The organism is Paraburkholderia solitsugae (assembly GCF_013177695.1).
GTDB classification, from domain to species: Bacteria; Pseudomonadota; Gammaproteobacteria; order Burkholderiales; family Burkholderiaceae; genus Paraburkholderia; species Paraburkholderia solitsugae.
Genome location: NZ_WOEY01000103.1, coordinates 1 through 19,107, shown reverse-complemented (window position 1 = coordinate 19,107; position 19,107 = coordinate 1). Strand labels below are relative to the sequence as shown.

Below are 19,107 nucleotides of genomic sequence, written 5' to 3'. Positions count from 1 at the left end.
GGTCTAGGGCTTCGCCCTACTCCTTCACATGCATCGTGTCGAGCACGCGCTTGCGCAAGCGCGTGTCGCGCAGCGCGCCGGCTGCGTCGAGCACCGGATAGGCCGTCGAGCAGAACAGCGAATTGAGCCGCTTCATGTCGCTGATCAGATCCAGATGCAACGCGCTGGTCTCGATGCTGCGCAAGGTTTGCCCGGCGAGCCGGTCCAGGTGCTTGTATGAGTAGGCGCGCTCCAGATCGCGAAAGCGCTCCTTCTCCGCCAGCAGTTGCTCGGCACAACGCAGATCGTTGTTCAGAAACACCGACAGGCCAAGCTGCAGATTGCTGACGAGGCGTGCCTGCAGGTCGTCCAGTTCGCCCAGCCCCTCCTCCGAAAACGACAGACGGTGCGCGATCTTCTTTTCCTCGATATCGCCGACGATCCGCTCGATGATGTCGCCCGCATGCTCCAGGTTGATCGTCAACGAGATGATGTCGGTCCAGCGGCGGCTGTCGGCCTCGTCGAGTTGCTCGCGCGAGATCAGCGTCAGATAGGCTTTGACCGCGGCATAGAGTTCGTCCACGTCGTCGTCCATCCGGACCGTTTCGCGCGCCTTGTCGAGATTGTTGTTATGGATCAGGTCCGCGACGTTATCGAGCATGGTGCGCACGATGTCGCCGATGCGCAGCACCTCGCGCGCGGCGTGCGCGAGTGCGAGCGTGGGTGTGGAAAGCGCGGCGGCGTCCAGATGCCGCGGCCGCAGTTCACCATTGGCCTGAGGCCGGTCCGGCAACACCCGCGTGCAGATGCGCGCCACCGGATCGACCAGCGAAAGACACGCGCAACAGCGCAGTGTGTTGTAAATCACATGAAAACCGACCACCGCTTCGCGCGGATTCGCGATCAGCACCGGCAGCCCGCGTGCAAGCAGCGGCGCGAACGGTAGGATCAGCAGCGCACCGGCCAGCTTGAACGCCAGGCTGCCCAAGGCCAGACGCCGTGCCGCCGCGTTCTGCGCGAGCGTACCCATCAGCGCCAGCAAGCCGCTGCCGAGGTTCGCGCCGATCACGAGACACAGCGCCACCTTCAGTGAGATCACGCCGGACGAGGCCAGCGTCGCGGTCAGCAGGACCGCTGCGAGACTCGAGTAGGACAGCACCGCAAATGTCGCGCCGACCAATGCGTCGAGCATGGTGTCGCCGGTCAGCGCACCGAACATCACGCGCACGCCGGCGCCTTGCATCATCGGCTGAGCGGCCTCGACAATCAGGTGCAGCGCCAGCAGGATCAAGCCGAGCCCGATCAGCGTACGGCCGACCTGGCCGAGGCGCGTTTGCTTGCGCGACAGAAAGAGCGGCACGCCGGACAGAATCAGGATCGGCGACAGCCATGACAGATCGAGCGTAAGCAGCCGTGCCATGAGCGCGGTGCCGACGTCGGCGCCAAGCATGATCGCGAGGCCGCTGGTGAGCGGCAGGAGACCTTGCGCCGCGAACGACGTGACGATCACCGCCGTCGCATTGCTGCTCTGCACGAGGCTGGTGACGCCGACGCCCGAAAGGAAGGCACGCCAGCGGCTGCTGGTGCTGCGCCCGAGGACGCTGCGCAGATCGGTGCCGAGTACGCGCAGGATGCCGGTACGTACGATGTGCGATCCCCACACGAGGAGCGCCACACCAGCCAGAAGGTTAAGGAGAATCAACATAAAGCACTGCGCGTCCGTTCCTGCTGCCATGACCCGAACCGCATGCCGCGTGAACCGGCACCCGGGGCGTTTATGACAGTAGTGTTGCACATTTCTGCCTTATTGTAATTTTGTGCTTTTAAATATACGCTCGTGCCGAACTGCGGATTGTTGTGTGACGGCTCATCGTCCGGAACGCGATTCGCTCGATCCCTTAAGTGTGCCCCCTTCGTCACGAGGACTCTGGATGAGCCGCAACCTTGCGCTGTTTGACCTGGACCATACGCTGCTGCCGCTCGACAGCGATCAGGCGTGGGCCCACTTCATCGCCGGATTGGGCATAGAAGGCGCTGCGCAGCACGCGGAAGAAATCGACGACTACTACCGGCAGTATGTGGCCGGCACGCTCGATATGACCGCCTATCTGAACTACACCTTGGCGCCGCTGGCTCGCCACTCGCGCGAACAGCTCGACGCGTGGCACGCGCAGTTCATGGAAGAGGTGATTGCGCCGGCGATTCTGCCGGCCGCGCGGGAACTCGTGCAACGTCATATCGAAGCAGGCGACCTGTGCTGCATCGTCACCGCCACCAACGTCTTCATCACGAAGCCGATCGGCAAGGCGCTCGGCTTCGAACATCTGCTAGGGATCGATCTCGGCACCGAAGGCGGCGATCCTTTGGCGCGCTTTACCGGACACGCCGTTGGCGTGCCGACCTTCCGCGAAGGCAAGATCACCCGCACCGAGAGCTGGCTGGCTTCGCTCGGACATCGTCTGCAAGATTTTCCGCAGAGCTGGTTCTATAGCGACTCGATCAACGACGTGCCCTTGCTGGACCGCGTCACCCATCCGGTCGCGACCAATCCCGACCCGCGTCTGCGCGCCATCGCCGCGGAACGCGGCTGGCCGGTGATTGAACTGTTTGCTTGAGATTGCGCGAGCCGGCGGCTACACACGCCCCTTCCACGGCACCAGCCGCCGTTCCAGCACACGCATGCCGAGATCGAACAGCCACGCGATCAGTCCGATCAGTACGATGCCCATCACCACCACATCGGTACGCAGAAAGCTCGACGCGTTGAGCACCATCTGACCAAGGCCAGCGGTGGCGGCGACCATCTCGGCGGCGACCAGGGTGGTCCAGCCGAAGCCGATTGCAATCCGCAAGCCGGTCAGAATCTCAGGCAGCGCCGCCGGCAGAACCACATGGCGCACAACCTGCGCGAAGCGGCCACCCAGCGAATACGCCGCATGAATCTGCTCAATGGTCGCGCTGCGCACACCGGCACGCGCCGCCATCGCTATCGGCGCGAAACAGGCGAGATAGATCACGACGATCTTCGCCGTTTCGTCGATACCGAACCAGATCACCACCAGCGGCAGATACGCAAGCGGTGGCAACGGCCGGTAGAACTCCAGCGGCGGATCGAGCAGGCCGCGTGCAACCCGGCTTACGCCCATCAAGATCCCGACCGGCACCGCCGTGACCGCGGCCAGCGCAAACGCGCCGAACACGCGCAGCGCACTCCATGCGAGATGCTCGGAGAGCGGCAAACCGCCTTGAATGCGTCCGTGCCAGGCGTCCAGAAACGCGGCCCAAACCGCCTCGGGCGTCGGCAGAAATAGCGGAGGCAGCCAGTGCAGATGCGTCGCGAACCACCACAGCGCCGCGAGCGTCGTTACCGAGACCGCGCTCAGCGCTGCGGTCGGGCCTTCGCCCGGCAAACGCCAGCCGCGTACCGGCCGGGCTTGACGTCGCGACAGCTCGCTTGCCTGGGTCAGCGGCACGTTGCCCAAAGATTCACGCGAAGCCGTCACGACAGCACCTCTTCCTGATTCCTTTCATTCCGCTCGTGCAGACGGCGCACCAGCCGTTCACGCCATTCGATGAACGCCGGCGACGACTTGACCGCGCGTGCGTCGCGTGTCTCGAGAAAGCGCCGCGCGAATGGCAGGTCGTAGCTCTCGGCGATACGGCCCGGCCCCGGTGTCATTACGACGAGGCGCGTCGCCAGAAACAACGCCTCCTCCACGCTATGCGTAATGAAGAACACCGTCTTGCGTGTGCGGCCCCAAACGTCTAGCACGAGCTCCTGCATCGACTCGCGCGTCATCGCGTCTAGCGCGCCCATCGGCTCGTCCATCAGCAGCACTTGCGGATCGCTTGCCAGCGCGCGTGCAATGCCCACGCGCTGCTGCATGCCGCCCGACAGCGCGTAGACCCGTGAGCGCGCATGCCTTTCGAGCCCGACCAACGCCAGCATCTCCAGCGCGATGCGCTCGCGCTGCGCCTTCGGCACACGCTGAAACCGCAAACCGAGCGCAACGTTGCCGAGCACGTCGAGCCAGGGCATCAGCGCGTACTTCTGGAACACGACACCGCGGTCCGCGCCCGGCCCAAGCACGGGCTCGCCGTTCAAACGCACCTCGCCTTCAGTCGGCTGAATGAAACCGGCGATGCAGTTCAGCAAGGTCGTCTTGCCACAACCGGACGCACCCAGCGCGACGACGAATTCACCCGGTTCAATACGAAGATCGACGTCAGCGAGCGCAATGTGCTGCGCCGCGCCGCGTGCGCCTTCGTAGGCGACGTGCAGCCGCCAGATCTCAAGACCGCTCATCGCCGTGCCTTATGATGCTGATGGATAACCACGCTCAAAAGTTAATGCGCCGCGCGCTGCACGAACTGAGGATCGACGCCCGTCGAGTAATCGGCGAGCACATTCTGAATCGTGCCTTGCGTCTTCAGGAACGCAGCGGTCGCGGCCAGCGATTTAGCCGCGCCTGATTGCGCACCGCCGCCAAGCCACGCATTCGACGCCTGCTGGGCCGGCGTCGGGAACGCATACAGCGCGAGGCTCGCCGGCACTTCCTGTGCGGTGGCGCCAGACTCCTTTGCAACCGCCTCGACCTGCGGCGACGTCGCCGTCCATACCGACGTGTGATCGCGGTAGCTCGCATCGGTTGCGGCGAGCACCTTCACGAAGCGCGCGACGAACTCGGCGTTCTGGCTAGCGAACTTGCGGTCGACAACGAAGCCGTCGAACGTCGCCTTGCCGGTTTGCTGCGCAACCTGACCCGATGTGATCAGCACCTTGCCGTTCTTCTTCACCTTCGCCAGCACCGGGTCCCAGATGTAAGTCGCGTCGATGTCGCCGCGCTCCCACGCCGCCGCGATTTCAGGCGGGCGCAGATTGACGATCGTCACATCGGACGGATTCACGCCGGCGTTCTGCAACGCGACCAGTGTGTGAAAGTGCGAGGTCGATACGAACGGCACACCGATCTTCTTGCCCTTCAGACCGGCGACACTGGTGACGTTGGAACCGTCGCGAGCGACCAATGCTTCAGCATCGTTGATGTTGTCGAGAATCCAGAACAGCGAAATATCGACGCCTTGCGACAGCCCGGCTGCAATCGGGCTCGACCCCGCTTCGCCGAGTTGAACCGATCCGGAAGCCAGCGCGCGAATCACGTCGGCACCGCTGCCGAGCTTGCGATACGTGACCTTGTAGCCGGTGGCTTTTTCGACTTGACCAGTCGCCTGTGCATAGCGCCACGGCACGACCATGTCCTGATATGCGATCACGACTTCTTTGGTGTCGGCGTGTGCAACGGAAGAAAACGGCGCGGACAACGCGAGCAGCGTAGCGAACGCGGCGAGCGGACGAAGGAAGCGGTTCATCGAGAAGCCCCTTTAGTGGGTGTTGTCTGGGAGGCTTTCGACTATAGGGAGTTTGTCCGCGGGCGGTTCTAATTAATCCGCGATTGCTAATGACGCTGTTTGAGCATTGCTTTTCACGCTGAGTTGGATCGGCGCGACTGTTGCGATGGGCAGTAGGTCGGCTCGAGCGAATGATGGCGGGTCGGGTTGCCCTTGCGCAAGCTAGCCGTTCGGCGGATTGACCGCGCATTGAGCGCAGCGGGATGATCTCTGCATTGCCCACACTTCAGTATTCCTATGATCGTTCTACTTAGCCGCTTGAGTTGGTTGTTTTTTAATGTCGGTGTACCGGTGTTCGCGCCGATCGCCCTGCTGCCCTTGTTGAGCTTTTCGCGCTTCTATCGGCGTGCGTCGAAAGGTATTGCAACAAGAGCCATTCGGGACGGACAGTTACTCTGGGTCGTCATTTCGATGTGCGCCAGCGCTTGCTATGACATCGGTTGTGCGTTGGGCGAAGCGTCGACAAACAGCATGCTTGCTTTCATGTTGGCGGGACTGCTCTGGCACGTGCTGTTTATCGTTGCGGCGTCCATACTCGTTTCGTTCGCCGCAGCCGACGCGGCATCCCTGCCGGTATATGACGATAGCGAGAGAACTCGTGACCGAGGATTGATATGGCTTTCACTGTTGATGACAGCAATCGTTTCGACTTCTTTCTCCATATCTCATTATTCGCTAACCTAACTAATTTCCAACCGTTGAGCTATACTTTTCACCATGCCTCACAGGGAGAACCCACATGCCCAATCTGATCGACTATGTCATCGAGAACCGTGCGTTTCGCGAACGCTTTATCTTCTTCATGTACCCCTTCACGATTATCGGTGGAACGCTCGCCTCGATTTGCATGCTGCTCGCGCGGCATTACCGGTAGCTCGCGCGGGTAGACTGCCAATGCATGACTCAGGCGGCAAAAACCAGCGTGCCAAAAAGAACAAAGCCCGCAACATGTGCGGGCTTTGTTTTTCAGACAACGACTCTGTCTAAACCATTCAAACCACCCCGGCTCCATGCGCCTGCAGATCGGCGTGGTAGCTCGAGCGAACCATCGCGCCCACCGCGGCGTGCGTGAAGCCCATCTTGTACGCTTCTTCTTCGTACATCTTGAACGTGTCCGGATGCACATACGAGCGCACCGGCAGATGGTGTTCCGACGGTTGCAGATACTGGCCGATCGTCAGCATGTCAACGTTGTGCTCGCGCAGATCGCGCATCACTTGCAGGATCTCTTCTTCGGTTTCGCCGAGACCGACCATCAAACCCGATTTGGTCGCGACGTCCGGATGCAGCGCCTTGAAATCCTTCAGCAATTTCAGCGAATGCGCGTAGTCCGAACCGGGGCGCGCTTCCTTGTACAGACGCGGTACCGTTTCGAGGTTGTGGTTCATCACATCGGGCGGTGCGGCGTTCAGAATGCCGAGCGCGCGATCCAGACGGCCGCGGAAATCCGGCGTCAGAATTTCAATGCGTGTTTCCGGCGACAGTTCACGCGTCTGACGGATGCATTCCACGAAGTGAGCAGCGCCGCCGTCGCGCAAATCGTCACGGTCGACGCTCGTGATCACCACGTACTTCAGCTTCAGCGCAGCAATGGTGCGCGCCAGGTTGCCCGGCTCATCCACATCGAGCGGATCGGGGCGGCCGTGGCCGACGTCGCAGAACGGGCAGCGGCGCGTGCACTTGTCGCCCATGATCATGAACGTCGCAGTGCCCTTGCCGAAGCATTCGCCGATGTTCGGGCAGCTCGCTTCTTCGCACACCGTGTGCAGGTTGTGCTCACGCAGAATCTGCTTGATTTCGTAGAAGCGCGAATTGCCGGTGGCCGCTTTGACGCGGATCCAATCCGGCTTTTTCAGCTTTTCGATCGGGACGATCTTGATCGGGATACGGGCGGTTTTGGCTTGTGCTTTCTGTTTCGCGGTGGCGTCGTAGGCAGCGGCGGAAGCCGGCACGGCATCAGGAGCGGGAGAAGCTGCGAGGTTCGCGGTAACGTCAGTCATTCGTTCGGTCCAGTCAGGCGGTGAGGGCACCGGCCTGCGGTTGGGCGACGGCCGCGGGACTGCCGTCGAGGTTTGCGGTGAGGCGTGCTGCAAAGGTACGGGCCACGTCGTCCCAGCCGGCGGTAACGCCCAGCGTTGCCATATCGACTGTTTCGAGCCCCGCGTAGCCGCATGGGTTGATGGCCAGAAACGGCCGCAAGTCCATGTTCACATTCAGGCTCACGCCGTGATAGCTGCAGCCGTTGCGGATTTTCAGACCCAGCGCGGCGATCTTGGCGCCGGCATGCAGCCCGGCGTCCGGCCCGGGCGCCACGTAGATACCGGGGGCGCCCGCCTTGCGTTCTCCGGCGAGATTATACGCCGCTAGGGTGTCGATCACGGCCTGCTCGATCCGCGTGACCATCTCGCGCACCATCAGCTTGCGTCGGCGCAGGTCCAGCAGCAGGTAGGCCACCACCTGTCCGGGCCCGTGATACGTGATCTGCCCGCCCCGGTCGACCTTGACAAGCGGAATGCCGCTATCGGCGGCCAATAGATGCGCCGGGTCACCGGCCTGGCCGAGCGTAAAGACGGGGGGGTGTTCGACCAGCCAGATTTCGTCGGGTGTATCGCCGGAGCGCGCGTCGGTGAACGCGCGCATCGCTTCGAAACTGGCTTCGTAAGGTTCGCTGCCAAGCCAGCGCAGCGTAAGCGGCGCCGGGGCGGGCAAGGGAGACGGGGAAACCGGGGTGGCGCACATAGTCCCGACAGTTTACCGAAATCTGGGCATCCCCGCCGGACGCCCCTGTTTCGGGGAGCGGCGGCGCTTCGTTTCGCGACGGAACGCCGTTCAACCGCAGCACCCGCCCGCCATCACGTCGCAGCGCCCCCTGCGCTCACACCGTGCGCCAGCCCCCGCGCATGCGGGCCGCCAGCCGTTCGCCGACCCGCGCGAGCCAGTTCAGCGCACGTTCATCGCAGCGCGTCGGCACCGAAAACGCGACCTTCGCATGCGTGCGGCCCTCAGCGCTCAACCACAACCGTTCGCCGCGCCGCAGCCGCAGCGTGTGGCCTGGTGCCAGCCAGTAGTCTTCCGTGTCGTCGCTGCGCGTGACCCACACCGCGCCGCCGTGCACGACCAGCTTGGTGCTGCGTGCTACCTTCATAGGAATGGTTTCGCCGTTGCGGATTTCAAAACCGATACTTGAGGAAATTTCTCGCATGATGCCCTCGCCAAAGTTCGTTTCATGACTACAATCGTAGGCGTAGCAAGGGTTTACGCAAAACGATCTATTTTCACCTCTATGTGAGAAATATTGCGATGGACCTCCGGCAACTCCCCCCGCTGAACGCCATCAAGGCGTTCGAAGCCGCCGCCCGCCACGAGAGCTTCTCGCGCGCCGCCGACGAACTGTTCGTCACACACGGAGCCGTCAGTCACCAGATTCGCGCGCTGGAGGCGGAGTTGGGTATCACGCTGTTCGCCCGCGACGGCAAACGCGTACGGCTCACGGACACGGGCCGCCGCTACGCCACGCGCGTGAGCACCGCGCTGATGGCGCTTGCCGACGCCACCCGTGAAATCCGCGCCGGCGACCGCGAGCGGCGCCTTGTCGTTTCCATGCTGTCGTCGTTTGCGGCGCGCTGGGTGACGCCGCGCATCGGCAGCTTTATCGAGGCGCATCCTCAGTGGGACCTCGAACTGCTGTCCACTAACGCGCTAACGGACTTCGCGCGCGACGACGTCGACGTGGCGATCCGCTTCGGCTACGGCAAATATTCGGGGCTGCACGCGGAGTTGCTGCTGGAGGAGATCTTCTTTCCGGCCTGCGCACCGAATTTCAACGGTGGCAAGCTGCCGCAAACGCCGGCCGATCTGGCCAAAGCCCCGCTGCTGCGCTCGGACGACGAACTCTGGCGCCCGTGGTTCGACGCCGCCGGGCTTGCCGACTGGCCGGAACCGAAGCGCGGCGTGTTGTATCAGGATTCGTCGAATCTGCTGCAGGCGGCCATCGACGGCCAGGGGATCGCGCTCACGCGCCGTTCGCTCGCCATGCACGAGATCGCGGCAGGCCGCCTTGTGCGGCTATTCGATGTGGATGGACCGAGCCCGTGGCAGTACTACTTCATCTGCCCGCCGCAGATGCTCGAAACCGCGCGAGTCAGGGCGTTCCGCGATTGGGTATTCGAAGAAGTGGGGCGGTTCAAGCAGCTTTTCGAGCGGGCTTGCGAGATGGGACCGACAGCAAGCGCCGATCTGACGGCGGACGCATTGCGCGCCACACCGTAAACCAGCGATACAAAGAGAAACACCAAACCCGGCTTTAAAGCACCACTTTCACCATCGGATGGCCGGTGAGCGCGCGGTAGATGTCGTCGAGCTGCGCCTGGCTCGTGGCGCGCACCGTCACCGTCAAACCGGTGTAATTGCCGCCGCTGGACGGCCGCGTTTCGATGCGCTCGGGGTCGACTTCATTATCGAACTGCCGAACCACCGAGACGATCGTCTCGGCGAACTCGGGGTGCGACTTGCCCATGATCTTGATGGGAAAGTCGCACGGAAACTCAAGCAATGATTCTTTCGCGGGATTCACTTTCTACTCCTTGCTGCGCTTCGCGCGCTTCCTTGGCCTTGGCACGCTGATAAGCCGCGTACAACGCCGCAAACACCGCGCCCGGCTTGCCGTCGCCAACCGGCTGACCGTCGAGTTGCGTGACCGGCAGCACTTCCTTGGTGGCGGAGCTGACAATAATCTCGTCGGCAGCCCGCAACTCGGCCTCGGCGATCTCGCGCGCTTCGAAGCGGATGCCGCATTCGCCCGTCAGCGCCTCGATCAAACCGTAGCGAATCCCTTCGAGAATCTTGTGGCTGCGCGGCGGCGCGTACAACACGCCGTCCTTCACCATCCAGACATTCGAAGACGAACCTTCGGTCAGCATGCCGTCGCGAAACTGGATCGTCTCGAACGCATCGTTTTCGGCCGCGTACTGGGCCATCAGAACATTGCCGAGCAGCGACACCGATTTGATGTCGCAATTCAGCCAGCGACGGTCTTCAGCGGTGACGCAGCGCACGCCGCGCGCGCGGTGTGCCGCGTCCGGCAAGTTCAGCGGCGTGACCATCACGAACACGGTCGGCTGGATGCCGGCCGGGAACGCGTGACCGCGTTTCGCGACGCCCCGCGTGATCTGAACGTAGGCAATCGCGTCCTGATCGGCGCGCAGGCTTGCGTCCGCTTCATTGGCCGCGACCACACGGTCGATCAGCTCGCGCCAGCCGGTGTCGTCGAATGGATTGACGATGCCGATCTTGTCCAGCGAACGCGCAAGGCGCGCCAGATGATGCCTGAAGCGAAACGCCGTACGGCCGCCCGCGCGGGGGTACAACGGCGCGACTTCGTAAATGCCGTCGCCGAAAATAAAGCCGCGATCGAGGACCGGCACGCGCGCTTCGGACAAGGGCACCAGCTCGCCGTTCAGATAAACGATCGGGTCGAGCGAAACATCGGAAACAGCGGTCATCGCAATCAGACTCTTACTTCTTCTTGTTGAACATCAGCATCAGCGAATCCCACACGCGGCCAACCACACCGGCTTGCGGCACGGCTTGCAACGCAACGATCGGGAATTGCGCCAGCACCTTGCCGTCGGCCACGAGCTTCGCCGTGCCAACCTGCTGACCGTTCGCGATCGGTGCGATCAGCGGATCGATCTGTTCGATCTGCGGCTTCACCTTGTCGCCCATGCCCTTCGGCACGGTGATGGTCTGATCGCCCTTCACACCGATCTGCACGGTGTCCTGCGCACCCTTGTAGACGCGCGGCGTGCCGACCACCTGGTTCGCCTTGTACAGCCGCACCGTGTCATACGCGCTGTAGCCGTAGTTCAGCATCTTCAGGGCGTCCTGCACGCGGTCGTGTTCCTTGGTCTCGCCCATCATCACCGCGACGAGACGGCGCGAGCCGTCGGTCGTGCCCGGCAGCGAACGCTTCGCGCTGGCGATCAGACAGTAGCCGGCGGCCTGCGTGTGACCGGTCTTCAGGCCGTCCACCGTCGGATCGATCCACAGCAGACGGTTGCGGTTCGGCTGCTTGATCTTGTTGTACGTGAATTCCTTGACCGAGAAGATGTTGTAGTAGTCGGGGAAGTCACGAATCAGACGCGCCGACAGAATCGCGAGGTCGCCCGCCGTGGTGTAGTGCTGCGGGTCGGGCATACCGTTCACGTCAGCAAAATGCGTGTGCGTCATGCCGAGTTTCTGTGCTTCGGCGTTCATCATGTTGACGAACTGCGCTTCGCTACCGCCCACCAGTTCGGCCAGCGCGATCGCCGCGTCGTTACCGGACTGGATGATCATGCCGTACACCAGATCGTGCACGGTCACCGGCTTGTTCGCTTCGATGAACATGCGCGATTCGTCGGTTTTCACACGGCGCACCGCTTCGCTCGGCTCAATCGTCTGGTCCATCGCGATCTTCTTCGTCTGCAGTGCTTCGAAGACGAGGTACGCGGTCATCAGCTTGGTCAGCGAGGCCGGCTCGGCGCGTTCGTCGGCATTGCCCGATGCGAGCACCTGATTGCTGGTGGCGTCGACGAGCACCCACGAGCGCGCGTTCACCGCGGGCGGCGGCACCTGCGCGAACGCCGTGCTGGCAACAAGCGTGGCCGGCAGCACGATGCCGAGGGTCACGGCACGGGTAAGCGTAGGGGGAACGAAAGAAGAAACTGAAGGGAATGACGTGCGGCCGGAGGTGGAGAAACGCATAGGGTCGGTTCGTGCGAAAAAATACATCGCGCGCAGGGCGCACAGTTTGGAGGAGCCGGTCGGCGAGCGTCAGGCCGTAAAAACGGCGCGGCGCCCATTGGACTTCCGGCGACGCGATCGGTTCGCGCAGCACGCCTCGCATCCGGCACCGCTGCGCGCGAGAAAGAAGCTACGCGTCGCGCGAACTGCCGGGTGGGCAATGCTGCGCCCAAAAAAGAGCGCTCATTATACGCGCGCTATCCTGGTATCTTTGACCAAAGGACAGCGATTAATTTGCGTTTGCGCGTACCTGTACCCCGGAAAACACGCGCGGCGCGCCCCCACGCACCCCATTAGCGCCAAGCGTCGACGATGATCCGCTTCAGGACGTGCAGCTTGCGATGCAGAAAATGCTCTGCCCCCGGAATCACAACGACCGGCAATTCCTGCGGCCGCGCCCAGTCGTAAACCGACTGAATGGGAACGGTCTCGTCGGTTTCGCCGTGAATCACGAGCGTATTTTCCGGCACAGGTGCGACCTCCCAACGGCTCGCCGCCGTGCCGACGAACACGATCCGCTCGATCGCCTGACCTTCTTCGCGCAGCTTCGCGGCCACATGCGAGAGCACGAAGGTGCCGAACGAAAAACCCGCCAGTACGAGGGGCAGATCGCCCTGCCCGGCTTGCGCGCGCATGTGATCGAGCACGGCGCGCAGATCGTCGCGCTCGCCGATGCCGGCGTCATGCTCGCCTTGCGTTTCGCCGACACCCCGGAAATTCGAGCGGTACGTCACGTAGTTCAGCTGCACAAGCGTGCGCGCGAGCGTCTGCGCGACCTTGTTGTCCATCGTGCCGCCAAACAGCGGGTGCGGATGCGCGACCAGCGCGATGCCGCGCGGCGCGGCGCCGTTTTCGCGCATGTCGTCGAGCAGATCGAGCGCGACCTCGATCTTGCCGACCGGGCCGTCGATCAGATACTTCTTGGTATGACCGTTCATGGCGGGGCTTATTGATCGATTTTCAGACGTTCGACGATCTTGCCGTTCACGAGGTGCGAATCGACGATTTCATCGATATCGCTCTCGTCGACGTACGTGTACCAGACGCCTTCCGGATACACGACGAGCGTCGGGCCGAGTTCGCAGCGATCAAGGCACCCGGCCTTGTTGATCCGCACCTGGCCGGGGCCGGCGAGGCCGAGCTGCTTGACACGCTTTTTCGCGTATTCCTGCATCGCCTGCGCGTTGCAATTCGCGCAGCTCGGGCGTTCGGAGCCGGGTTCGCGCTGATTGAGGCAGAAGAAGACGTGGTGCTTGTAGAAGGAGTCCATGATGTCCGGGGGCGAGACTGTAAGAGTGGGAATGGTGCTGGAGGCGCTGCTGCGCGTTTGTTGTGCGGACGATTATAGCGAGCGGGGCTGGCAGTCGCTGAGCGGCGGCCGGACTGCGGCTCGCGGCCCGGCCGGGGTTGCACCACGTAGCGTGCGCCCTGCACGACATCAAGCGGCTTGGGCCTGGCACGACTTATCCAGCCGCGCGCCTGCACCGCCCGTGCTTCATGCGTGCTTCACGCGCCGCTTGAGCCACACCTGTTCGACGAGATAGGCGAGCCACACCAGCGCCGCATACGGCCAGATCCACGCGATCCAGTGCGCGATACCGTTGAAGTGCAGATACCGGCCCTGTCGCCAGTCGGCCAGCACGGCATCGAAATACGGATTCACCGGCAGCAGATTGACAAACACCAGCGCGACCGTGAGCGCGCAGGCCGCAAGCGCCGCACGCGACCTGCGCCGCAGCCGCAGCGCCAGCAGTGCCGCGACAGTGCCGCACACAAGCCCCGCCAGCGCGCCAGGCGTCGCCCAGTCGAACGCAAGACCGGATTGCGATTGCAGAAAGGTGGCGCCCGCCTTGACGCACAAGGTCGTGACGATCAGCGCGATCAGCAGGCGCACGAGCGGCGCATGACGGCGCACCGGTAGCGAGGCCAGCGCGAGTGCGGCGAACAGATTGAGCGTGGTGATGACGGTTTCCCAGGCGTCGTCCGGCAGCCAGGCGGCAACCAGCGCCGGCCACGCGCCGACGTGCCAGGCCGGCGGTGTCCATGCGAGCAGGGCATCCTGCGTCGTCGAATCGAAACCGAGCCATAGCGCGCGCGGCCAGTTACCCAGACCGAAGAGGCGTGGCGCCGGGTACATGGTCGCGAACGGCCACAAGGCGACAAGACACGCGAGCGCCGCCGTGTCGCGCTCGAACCAGAGAAGCCGCAACCGCCGCAGTAAACCGCGATCGAGCAACGCGCCGGTGGCCGGCGATATGATCGCCGCGCCGAGCAGCGCGCCGAGCGCATTGGCGGCCAGATCGAGGTTGGAGGCGACGCGCGTCGGCAGATAGGTTTGCACCGCTTCCATCACCCCCGACAGCAACCCGCCGAGCACAAAGGCCAACGCGACGGCCAGCGTGCCGCGCCAGCGCGGATACACCGCGAGCACCACCAGCGCGCCCAACGGCATATAGCCGAGCACGTTAGTGACGACGTCGAACGCCGTCAGGTACTGCGGCATGGGATCGGACAGATAGGCAAACGGCGCGAGGCCGAGCGAACGCCAGCCGGAAAACGGATACCACGAACCGTAGACGATCAGCGCCGTGTACAGCCCCAGCGCCTGCCGGGCAAGCGCCGAAGGACGGCGCTGCCAGGGTTTAACGCTCATGCAGCGATCCGTTGCGTGCGCTGCAAGCCGGTCATTGCGCGGCGACCAGCGCCTGCACGCCAAGCCATGCGCTGATCTGCGCGACGAGGTCGTCGCTGGCCGCAGCGAGCGCCTGCGCGCCGCCGGCGGCGTCCGCGGAACTGGATGGCGCGCGCGCGATGAAGGTGCGCTGGCTGATCACCTTGCCGCTTTGCGTCAGCGTGGCACGCGCGGTGACCGCCGCGTGGCTTTCCGACTGGCTATCGAAGACCTGTTCGAACTCGCTCAGATCGACCTTGAGAACCGGGGCGCGCACGCCGTCGGCCCCCGTCAGCACGGTGCCACGCGAACTGAGCGCACCGCGCAGACGCTGGGTCAGCAATTGCGACGGCGCCATGGTCCAGTGGCTATTCGCATACGACGCCGTCTGCTGCGCGTCAGCGTAGCTGAGCCGGTAAATCAGCTTGTCGGATTCGAGGTTGTCGGACGCGCTGACATCGAGCACCTTCACCGCCGGCAGCGTGCCGGCCGAGGCCGCCGGATTGGGCGGCCCAAAGTCGTAGCGGATGTCCGAGAGCGCCGCGGGGTTACCCGCGCAGCCTGCAGCCAGCACGCCGAACGCGAGCAGCATCGCAAGCGCGGCGCTCGAGGACAGCAATCGGTGAATCGAGCGTGACATAACCATGTTCCTTCTTCAAAACCTTCAAATCATTTCATTGGGCGGCGTGCGCAGCGGCGGGCCACGTGAAGCCGGCTTCGCCGGGGCCTGGCGTCGCTCTCGGCGCACCGAACAGCACGCTGCGCGGATTGGTGCTGAACGTGTCGGCAGCGCGGTCTACCGAACGGGCCGCGGAGCGCACGTCTTCGGCGAGCGAATTGACGCGCGGCAGGGTGTCGTAACCGACGCGCGCCGACAACTCCTGGATCGAGCTATCCATCGACACCAGCGCGTCACCCGCTTGCTGCGCCGCCGTCCCGACCTTGTTCAGGTTGGTCTCGAACGGCCCGTCCGGGCGGTTCAGACTGGTGATCAGCTCATTGGTCGACGCCAGCGTGCGATCAAGCGCGTTAATCGTGGCGGGCAGCTTGCCGGCCGCCGGCGCCATCTGCTGGGTTAGCGTGGCGACGCCGTCGGCGGCCTTCTGAATGCTCGCCGCCGTGCCGTGCAACTGGCTGACCATTTCCGGCGACAACAGATTGTCGACGTCCTCGGTGACTTTTTCGAGTTTGCGCAGCAAGATATCACCGCGCTGCTGCAACTGATCGAGCAAGCCCGGATGCATCGGCAATTGCGCCACCTCTTTCACCGACGACGCGAGCGGCGTCGGATCGCGCCCATTGTCATCCAGCTGGATGAAGGCGATACCCGTCACGCCCTGGAACCCGAGGCTGCCGAACGTGGAGTGCGTAATCGGCGCGTGCGTGTCGACGAGGATGCGAATCAGAATCTGTCCCGGATGATCCCGATCGAATTTGATCGACTGCACCTTGCCGACGTCGAGCCCGCGATAGCGCACCGCCGCGTCGGTATAGAGCCCCGTGACATTGGTGCGCGCAATCAGATCGTACGGCACCCGCACGGAACGGTCGACGTTGAACAAAAAACCCGCCACTGCAATTGCAGCCAGCAAGGCCACCGTGAAGATCCCTGCCCAGAAGGCATGTGATTTATTTTCCATTGTCAGGTTCCCTGGTTCACAGCGGCAATTCGGACGACGCCGACTCGAGTGCCGCGCGCGGCAGCTTCGCGCGGCGTTCCGGTGGCAGCGCCTGCAGCGCGCGACGCCCGCGCAGGCCGAGGAAATATTCGCGGATAAAAGGATGATCGACGCCCGCCGCCTCTTCGACCGGCGCGGCGACCAGCACCTTGCGATCCGCCAGCACGGCGACACGGGTAGACAGCGCGATCATCGTGTCGAGATCGTGCGTGACCATCACCACGGTCAGACCGAGCGCGCGATGCAGCGCGGAAATCAGTTCGACGAATTCGTCGGACGCCTGAGGATCGAGGCCGGCGGTCGGTTCGTCGAGAAACAGCAGTTCGGGTTCTAGCGCGATGGCGCGCGCGATACCCACGCGCTTGATCATCCCGCCCGAGAGCGCCGACGGCATCTTCGACGCGTGCTTGCACGGCAAGCCGACCATCTCGAGCTTGAGCATCACGATGTCGCGCAGCAGGTCGTTGGGCACCTTGCCGAGTTCGCGCAACGGCTGCGCGACGTTGTCGAACACCGAGAGCGACGAGAACAGCGCGCCGCGCTGAAACAGCATTCCGGAGCGGCTGCGCATGCGCAGCGCGGTTTCAGGCGAAATGGTGGAAATGTCCTCGCCAAACAGCTTGATGGTTCCCGACGACGGCCGCTCCAGCCCGAGAATCTGCCGCACCAGCGTGGTCTTGCCCGAGCCCGACCCGCCGACGATCGAGACGATCTCGCCGCGCCGCACGTCGAAGTTCAGATGCTGATGCACGATATTGCGACCGTAGCGCTTGGTGATGTCGATCACCTCGATCACCGGCTCCGCAATCTCGGGCATCGGTTGGCCGCGTACGGCCTGGGTCAGTGGCGCGATCATCCTAGCCCCACGTTCTGGAAGAGGATCGCGAACACCGCGTCCGCGAGAATCACGATGGTGATCGACGTCACCACCGAGGTCGTCGTGCCTTCGCCAAGGCTTTGCGAATTGGCCTTGATACGGAAGCCGAAGTGACAGCCGACAATCGCGATCAGCATGCCGAACGCGACGCCCTTGCCAAGGCCGATCCACAAGTTCGCGACCGGCACCACGCTGGGCAATGCGCGCGCGAAATAGCTCATGTCGATGCCGAGCACGATCTTCGCGGCAAGCGCGCCGCCCGTCAACGCGATGATGTTAGTCCACATCACGAGGAGCGGCATGGCCACGCCGAGCGCGACCACACGCGGCAGGATCAGCCGCAGCCCATGCGGGATGCCCATCACGCGCATGGCATCGAGTTCTTCGGTGACGCGCATCACGCCGATCTGCGCGGTAATCGCCGAGCCCGAGCGGCCCGCCACCAGAATCGCCGACAGCACCGGCCCCAATTCGCGAATTACCGACAGCCCAAGAATATTGACGATGTACTGATTCGCGCCAAAAAGCCGCAGTTGCTGTGCAGACAGATAGCTCAGCACGATGCCGATCAGGAACGCGACCAGCGCGGTGATCGGCAACGCCTTGGTGCCGGCGTTATAAACATTCGCGGAAATTTCGGTCCACGGCGTGATTTTCGGTTTGCGCAGAATCGCGAGAAGATCCAGCACGACCTGCCCGAGCATGCCGAATCCGCCGTACAGGTGCTCGAAGAACGAGAAGATCGCGAGGCCCAGCCGGGTGAACGGATCGAACTTCATCACCGGCTCGACCTTTTCGCGCGCCGTGTCGAGCAGCGCTATGCGCTCGAAAATGTCGCGTTGCGTATCGGTGAGCGTGGTGTCCGGGGGCATCTTGTGGCCCCACACGCGCCACAGCGCCTGACCGCCGACGTGGTCCATCCGGTCGATGCGCGACAGGTCCCACTGGCGGATCCCTTCGGCGCCCACCAGCGAGCGCAACAGCGGGATCACGTGGCCGGTGGCCTTGTCGCGCGCGAGCGCGAGCGCCGTCCACTGGCCCGAGAGCCGGACGATCTTGCCTTGGCTGCCAGCCGCGACTTCAAGGCCGGGCGGAGTGTCGTAGTTCAAGGATCGCTGGAATCTGGTTATCGGATTAGGGGTCATTGTAGCGAAGGCGCGGCGGATGAACTGTGCTCGTGGGCTCGCAGCGTTCGCTGTCGCTACAATATGAGACATGAACGCTTCCAAGACCCCACCCCAAGCCGCTGCGGCTTCCGACTGGCGCATCGACCGCGAGCGCGCCGTCGCGCTATTCGGTCCGCACGCGCACGACTGGCCGATCGAAATCGTCGAGGAAACCGGCTCGACCAACGCCGATCTGATGACGCGCGTCAAAGCATTGCCGCGCAAAGCCGACGCGCTGCCGCGGCCGATCGTGCGGGTCGCGTATCTGCAAACTGCGGGCCGCGGCCGGCGTGGCCGCCCGTGGTATGCGGAGCCGGGAAATGCGCTGCTGTTTTCGGTGGCGTGCGTGCTGCCGCGTCCGCTCGAAGGGCTGGCCGGTTTGAGTCTCGCGGTGGGCGTGGCGCTGGTCGACGGGCTGCGCGCGCTGCCGGTCGCAGGCCCCGGACAGATCGCGCTGAAGTGGCCCAACGATGTCCTGCTCGAAGGCGACAAGCTGGCCGGTATCCTGATCGAAACGGCATGGAACACGGATGACGCTAGCGC

The 19,107-nt window shown here is 63.6% G+C and carries 22 protein-coding genes; 5 read left to right on the top strand and 17 right to left on the bottom strand.

The window, feature by feature from the left end:
- Positions 1-16: 16 nt before the first annotated feature.
- The gene (locus tag GNZ12_RS26470; protein ID WP_172315157.1) at positions 17-1,684 is read right to left on the bottom strand and encodes a Na/Pi cotransporter family protein; all 1,668 of its coding nucleotides are present in this window, start codon (positions 1,682-1,684) and stop codon (positions 17-19) included.
- A gap of 226 nt (positions 1,685-1,910) precedes the next feature.
- Between GNZ12_RS26470 and GNZ12_RS26465 the strand changes: the two genes are divergently transcribed.
- The gene (locus GNZ12_RS26465) at positions 1,911-2,594 is read left to right on the top strand and encodes a histidinol-phosphatase (protein ID WP_172315156.1); all 684 of its coding nucleotides are present in this window, start codon (positions 1,911-1,913) and stop codon (positions 2,592-2,594) included.
- Positions 2,595-2,612: 18 nt separating this feature from the next.
- Here the strand turns inward: GNZ12_RS26465 and GNZ12_RS26460 are convergent, their stop codons facing one another.
- From GNZ12_RS26460 to tauA, 3 genes are read right to left on the bottom strand one after another with little or no spacing between them, the layout of a single operon-like run.
- Positions 2,613-3,482, bottom strand: a complete 870-nt coding sequence (locus GNZ12_RS26460; protein WP_172315155.1) for an ABC transporter permease subunit — start codon at positions 3,480-3,482, stop codon at positions 2,613-2,615.
- Positions 3,479-4,285, bottom strand: coding sequence for a taurine ABC transporter ATP-binding protein (locus tag GNZ12_RS26455; RefSeq protein WP_172315154.1), 807 nt, complete (start codon positions 4,283-4,285; stop codon positions 3,479-3,481). The genes GNZ12_RS26460 and GNZ12_RS26455 overlap by 4 nt, the downstream gene beginning before the upstream one ends.
- A gap of 41 nt (positions 4,286-4,326) precedes the next feature.
- A complete protein-coding gene (gene tauA, locus GNZ12_RS26450; protein WP_172315153.1) occupies positions 4,327-5,349 on the bottom strand; it encodes a taurine ABC transporter substrate-binding protein in 1,023 nt (340 codons plus the stop codon).
- A gap of 276 nt (positions 5,350-5,625) precedes the next feature.
- Between tauA and GNZ12_RS26445 the strand changes: the two genes are divergently transcribed.
- Complete coding sequence (locus GNZ12_RS26445) at positions 5,626-6,072, top strand: hypothetical protein (protein WP_172315152.1); 447 nt, start codon at positions 5,626-5,628, stop codon at positions 6,070-6,072.
- 55 nt (positions 6,073-6,127) lie between these two features.
- Positions 6,128-6,262 carry a hypothetical protein gene (locus tag GNZ12_RS45100; protein ID WP_268959059.1) on the top strand — a complete coding sequence of 45 codons (135 nt, stop codon included), beginning with the start codon at positions 6,128-6,130 and terminating at the stop codon, positions 6,260-6,262.
- Positions 6,263-6,380: 118 nt separating this feature from the next.
- Here the strand turns inward: GNZ12_RS45100 and lipA are convergent, their stop codons facing one another.
- The 3 genes from lipA to GNZ12_RS26430 form a co-directional block, all read right to left on the bottom strand.
- Positions 6,381-7,388, bottom strand: coding sequence for a lipoyl synthase (gene lipA, locus GNZ12_RS26440; RefSeq protein ID WP_120302477.1), 1,008 nt, complete (start codon positions 7,386-7,388; stop codon positions 6,381-6,383).
- Positions 7,389-7,401: 13 nt separating this feature from the next.
- Positions 7,402-8,127: a lipoyl(octanoyl) transferase LipB gene (gene lipB / locus GNZ12_RS26435; RefSeq protein WP_172315151.1), complete on the bottom strand. Its 726-nt coding sequence runs from the start codon at positions 8,125-8,127 to the stop codon at positions 7,402-7,404.
- A 136-nt stretch (positions 8,128-8,263) separates the two neighbouring features.
- Positions 8,264-8,590 carry a DUF2917 domain-containing protein gene (locus tag GNZ12_RS26430; RefSeq protein WP_172315150.1) on the bottom strand — a complete coding sequence of 109 codons (327 nt, stop codon included), beginning with the start codon at positions 8,588-8,590 and terminating at the stop codon, positions 8,264-8,266.
- A gap of 98 nt (positions 8,591-8,688) precedes the next feature.
- Here GNZ12_RS26430 and GNZ12_RS26425 point away from each other — a divergent pair, with 98 nt between their 5' ends.
- On the top strand, positions 8,689-9,657 hold the full coding sequence (locus GNZ12_RS26425) for a transcriptional regulator GcvA (RefSeq protein ID WP_172315149.1): 969 nt from the start codon (positions 8,689-8,691) through the stop codon (positions 9,655-9,657).
- Positions 9,658-9,691: 34 nt separating this feature from the next.
- On the opposite strand, the gene GNZ12_RS26420 is transcribed toward GNZ12_RS26425, so the two are convergent.
- From GNZ12_RS26420 to GNZ12_RS26375, 10 genes are all read right to left on the bottom strand, one after another.
- Positions 9,692-9,961: a DUF493 family protein gene (locus GNZ12_RS26420; RefSeq protein WP_074285587.1), complete on the bottom strand. Its 270-nt coding sequence runs from the start codon at positions 9,959-9,961 to the stop codon at positions 9,692-9,694.
- Entirely contained in the window at positions 9,933-10,889 is a 957-nt protein-coding gene (locus tag GNZ12_RS26415; protein ID WP_172315148.1) for a D-amino acid aminotransferase, read from the bottom strand. Before GNZ12_RS26415 ends, GNZ12_RS26420 begins: the two co-directional genes overlap by 29 nt.
- Positions 10,890-10,902: 13 nt before the next feature.
- Entirely contained in the window at positions 10,903-12,132 is a 1,230-nt protein-coding gene (locus GNZ12_RS26410; RefSeq protein ID WP_172315147.1) for a D-alanyl-D-alanine carboxypeptidase family protein, read from the bottom strand.
- A gap of 332 nt (positions 12,133-12,464) precedes the next feature.
- On the bottom strand, positions 12,465-13,109 hold the full coding sequence (locus tag GNZ12_RS26405; protein WP_172315146.1) for an alpha/beta hydrolase: 645 nt from the start codon (positions 13,107-13,109) through the stop codon (positions 12,465-12,467).
- A gap of 8 nt (positions 13,110-13,117) precedes the next feature.
- Positions 13,118-13,441: a (2Fe-2S) ferredoxin domain-containing protein gene (locus tag GNZ12_RS26400; protein ID WP_172315145.1), complete on the bottom strand. Its 324-nt coding sequence runs from the start codon at positions 13,439-13,441 to the stop codon at positions 13,118-13,120.
- 225 nt (positions 13,442-13,666) lie between these two features.
- Positions 13,667-14,824, bottom strand: a complete 1,158-nt coding sequence (locus GNZ12_RS26395) for a VanZ family protein (RefSeq protein WP_172315144.1) — start codon at positions 14,822-14,824, stop codon at positions 13,667-13,669.
- Positions 14,825-14,855: 31 nt separating this feature from the next.
- Positions 14,856-15,482 (bottom strand): ABC-type transport auxiliary lipoprotein family protein, encoded by a 627-nt coding sequence (locus GNZ12_RS26390; protein ID WP_172315143.1) that lies wholly within the window; start codon positions 15,480-15,482, stop codon positions 14,856-14,858.
- Between the two features lie 34 nt (positions 15,483-15,516).
- Positions 15,517-16,482 carry an MlaD family protein gene (locus GNZ12_RS26385; protein WP_172315142.1) on the bottom strand — a complete coding sequence of 322 codons (966 nt, stop codon included), beginning with the start codon at positions 16,480-16,482 and terminating at the stop codon, positions 15,517-15,519.
- Positions 16,483-16,498: 16 nt separating this feature from the next.
- Positions 16,499-17,377, bottom strand: a complete 879-nt coding sequence (locus GNZ12_RS26380; RefSeq protein WP_172315141.1) for an ABC transporter ATP-binding protein — start codon at positions 17,375-17,377, stop codon at positions 16,499-16,501.
- A complete protein-coding gene (locus tag GNZ12_RS26375; RefSeq protein WP_172315140.1) occupies positions 17,374-18,507 on the bottom strand; it encodes an MlaE family ABC transporter permease in 1,134 nt (377 codons plus the stop codon). Before GNZ12_RS26375 ends, GNZ12_RS26380 begins: the two co-directional genes overlap by 4 nt.
- 106 nt (positions 18,508-18,613) lie before the next feature.
- Between GNZ12_RS26375 and GNZ12_RS26370 the strand changes: the two genes are divergently transcribed.
- Positions 18,614-19,107: biotin--[acetyl-CoA-carboxylase] ligase (locus GNZ12_RS26370; RefSeq protein ID WP_172315139.1), on the top strand; the 494-nt coding region annotated here is incomplete at its 3' end.